Source organism: Pseudomonadota bacterium (genome assembly GCA_010028905.1).
Taxonomy (GTDB): Bacteria; Vulcanimicrobiota; Xenobia; order RGZZ01; family RGZZ01; genus RGZZ01.
This window is the reverse complement of the sequence record RGZZ01000494.1, coordinates 1-3,597: the sequence shown is the minus strand read 5'-3', so window position 1 is coordinate 3,597 and position 3,597 is coordinate 1. Positions and strand designations below refer to the sequence as shown.

At 66.5% G+C, this 3,597-nt stretch carries 2 protein-coding genes; both read left to right on the top strand.

Annotated features, from left to right (window positions below; all coding sequences use genetic code 11):
* Positions 1-3: 3 nt before the first annotated feature.
* Positions 4-2,874 carry an amino acid adenylation domain-containing protein gene (locus EB084_21765; protein NDD30893.1) on the top strand — a complete coding sequence of 957 codons (2,871 nt, stop codon included), beginning with the start codon at positions 4-6 and terminating at the stop codon, positions 2,872-2,874.
* Positions 2,771-3,597, top strand: an 827-nt coding sequence (locus EB084_21760; GenBank protein NDD30892.1) for a class I SAM-dependent methyltransferase, incomplete at its 3' end; no start/stop codon positions are given. The genes EB084_21765 and EB084_21760, both read left to right, overlap by 104 nt.

The following is a 3,597-nucleotide window of genomic DNA, read 5'->3' as shown; positions in this document are numbered from 1 at the left end:
CCCGTGCAGTACGCCGACTTCGCAGGCTGGCAGCGCAAATGGCTCTCCGGAGACACGCTCGAACAGCAGATCGCTTTCTGGAAGAAGCATCTCGATGGCGCACCGCCCCTCCTGGAACTGCCCTACGACCACGTCCGGCCCGCCACGCCGACCCATCGGGCCGGTACGTTCCAGACAACCATCCCTGCGACCCTTGCAAGCCAGCTGAAAGCGCTTGCCCGAGCGCATGATGCAAGCCTCTTCATGGTGCTGCGTGCCGCATTCGCCGTGCTCATGCAGCGGTGGAGCAGAAATGACGATCTGGTCATCGGCTCCCCCGTCGCCAACCGCGTGGTACCCGAGATCGAGGGGCTCATCGGCTTCTTTGTCAACACACTCGCCCTTCGAAGCGACCTCTCAGGAAACCCCACCTTCCTCGAGCTGCTCGAACAGACCCGTCGCGTCTGTCTCGATGCCTACACCCATCAAGATCTGCCCTTCGAGAAGATCGTTGCAGAGCTCAATCCCGAACGCAGAACCGACGCCCAGCCCATCGTTCAGGTGTCGTTCGCGCTGCAGAACACCCGTTTTAATGGATTCGATCTCGCGGATCTCCTTGTCACCGGGTTTGCGGCTTCTCAGGCAACGGTACGCTACGATCTCGAGGTACATCTCTTTGAGAACGAAGACGCCCTCGAATGCGTCGCCCTGTATGCCACCGATCTGTTCATGCCCCAGACGGGGGAGCGTCTTGTGCATCACTTCGTCGGGCTGCTCGAGCAGATCTGCGAGAGGTCCGCACTTCCCATCTCCGCGCTGACCCTGGGCAACGCATCAGAGAGCGAGGTCCTCCTCAAGGCGGGGAACCGTGGGCCACGAGACGAGAGCTACACGCAGCGAGATCCAGAGACGCTCACCGATATCTTCCGAGACCGAGTTGCCGAGAGCCCTCACGCCATCGCCCTCGTGGAGAACGATCAGCAGATCTCGTACATCGCCCTGCATCACGCCTCACAAGCCCTGGCCAGAGTGCTACACGCACGCGGGGTGCTGCGCGACACCCGCGTCGGCCTCCTCACCAGGAGAGGACGACAGCACGTGGCACTCATGCTCGCCGTGCTCGAGTGCGGCGGCACCTATGTGCCGCTCGACGCCGACTGGCCGCACGCCCGTCTGCGCGCCATGGCCGAAGACGCCCGTCTCGCCCTCATCATCACCGATGCCGAACAGTCGCACAGCGGAACCTGGCCCTGCCTCGTTGTCAGCAGCGAGACCCTCAACCACGAAGCCGCGCGAAACGCCACCCACGCCGCACGCAATGGCGCGGAAGGGGCAGCACACAGGTCCGGGGCATGCGACGACCTCGCCTACATCATGTACACGTCGGGCTCCACTGGCACACCCAAGGGCGTCGCCGTCACCCATCGCAACATCACCCGACTGGTGAGAGGAAGCACCTTCACCCCCATGACGCCGGGCACCACCTGGCTGCATCTCGCCCCCGCCGCATTCGACGCCTCGACCCTCGAGATCTGGGCCCCGCTGCTCAACGGGGGGCGCCTCGTCATCGAGACCGCGCCGCGACCTTCGCTCGGCACGCTAGAGAGCACCTTGCACCGCCAGCAGATCACGTCGCTCTGGCTCACCGCGGGTCTGTTCCACCTCGTGGTCGACGAACGACCTCACGCCCTCAACGACCTGCACAGCCTTCTCGCGGGCGGCGACGCTCTCTCCCCCGAGCACGTCACGCACGCCATCGAGGCGCTGGCCGGCGGCACCCTCGTCAACGGCTACGGCCCCACCGAGAACACCACCTTCACCGCCTGTCACCCCATGCGCGAGAGCACGACCATCGGGCGCACCGTGCCCCTCGGCACCCCCATCCACGCCACCACGGTGTACATCCTCGACGACCATCTCAACCCCTGCCCCGTCGGAATCCCCGGCGAGCTCTACACCGGTGGGCAGGGTGTGGCACGGGGCTACGTCGACCGTCCCGGCCTCACCGCCGACCGCTTCATCGCAGACCCCTTCACCCCCGATTCAAGGGGCGCATCGCCGGCCGACGATGCCGGCGGCGCCCGCATGTACCGCACCGGCGACCGCTGCCGCTGGATCGAGAACCCGCAAACCGGTGAAGGCCAGCCTCCCTACCTCATCGAGTTCCTGGGCCGCGTAGACGACCAGGTCAAGCTGCGCGGCTTCCGCATCGAGCCCGGAGAGATCGAGGCAACCCTGCGCCACCACGAGGCCGTTCGCGCGGCGGTTGTGGCCGTGCGCGACAGCCAGCTCATCGCCTGGCTCGAACCCGACCGCGAGAGCGCGGCCCTGCAGCACGATCTCACCCGATGGCGCCACGAGCGAATCAGCCAGTGGCGCACGCTGTATGAATCGTCGTACGGACAGCGGCAGGCCGACGACCTCACCTTCGACATCACCGGCTGGAACTCGAGCTACACGGGTCAGCCCATCCCGGCAGACGAGATGCGCGAATGGGTCGACGCCACGGTCGCACGCATCCGTGAGGTCATGCCTCGGATGCCCCCCCGATCTGCCCACCTCCGATCTCACAGACGCGCGTCCTCGCGTCCTCGAGATCGGATGCCCCCCCGATCTGCCCACCTCCGATCTCACAGACGCGCGTCCTCGCGTCCTCGAGATCGGATGCGGGACGGGGCTGCTGCTTGCGCGACTCGCGCCCGACTGCGCCGCGTTTCTCGGCCTCGACTTCTCGCGCGAGTCGGTGACCGCCGCACGCGACCTGTGCGCAAGCCGTGCCGACCTCGCGCATGTGCAGATCGAGGAGCGCACCGCGGACGACACCGCGCACCTGCCCGCAGGTGGATTCGATCTCGTCATCCTCAACTCCATCGTGCAGTACTTCCCGGGGGTTGAGTACCTCGAGCGGGTCGTGCAGGGCGCGCTTCGCCTGCTCGCCCCGGGAGGCCGCATCTTCCTCGGCGACCTGCGCCACCTCGAGCTGCTCCCTGCCTTCCAGGCCTCCATCGCCCTGCACAAAGCCCTCGGGAGCGGACGAAGCGTCACCCTGACCGAGCTGGGCACCCGCACCGAGCGAGGCGTGCGCAACGAGGAAGAGCTGCTGCTCTCGCCCGCGCTCTTCACCGCGTGGAAGAGCCGATGGCCCGAGATCGCCCGCGCCGAAGTCACTCCCAAGCGCGGCCAGACACACAACGAGCTCACGAAGTACCGCTACGACGCCGTGCTGTTCACAGATGGCGACGATGCTCACGCATCGATAGCGCCGACCTGGCACGATGCCACATCGATGACGCGCGACGACATCGCCGCGAAGCTGCGAGAAGCTTCCGAAGACGTAATCGCCTTCACCCGCATCGACAATGCACGAACCCGCGATGATCGCTTCACACAGATGGCGCTCAGCGAGCACGCCTCGCAGACGACCGACACCGCGCTGAAGACAGCGGCTGATCTGCAGGCCGCACTCCCATCGCAACGCGCCACCGTCTCGACACACAACCTCGACCCCGAAGGGCTCCACGCGCTCGCCCGCGAACACGGCTTCACCCTGCGGCTGTCGCTCGCCGCCGCCTCCCCCGACGGCGCCTTCGACGCCGTCTTCACCCGCGGCGACGCGGC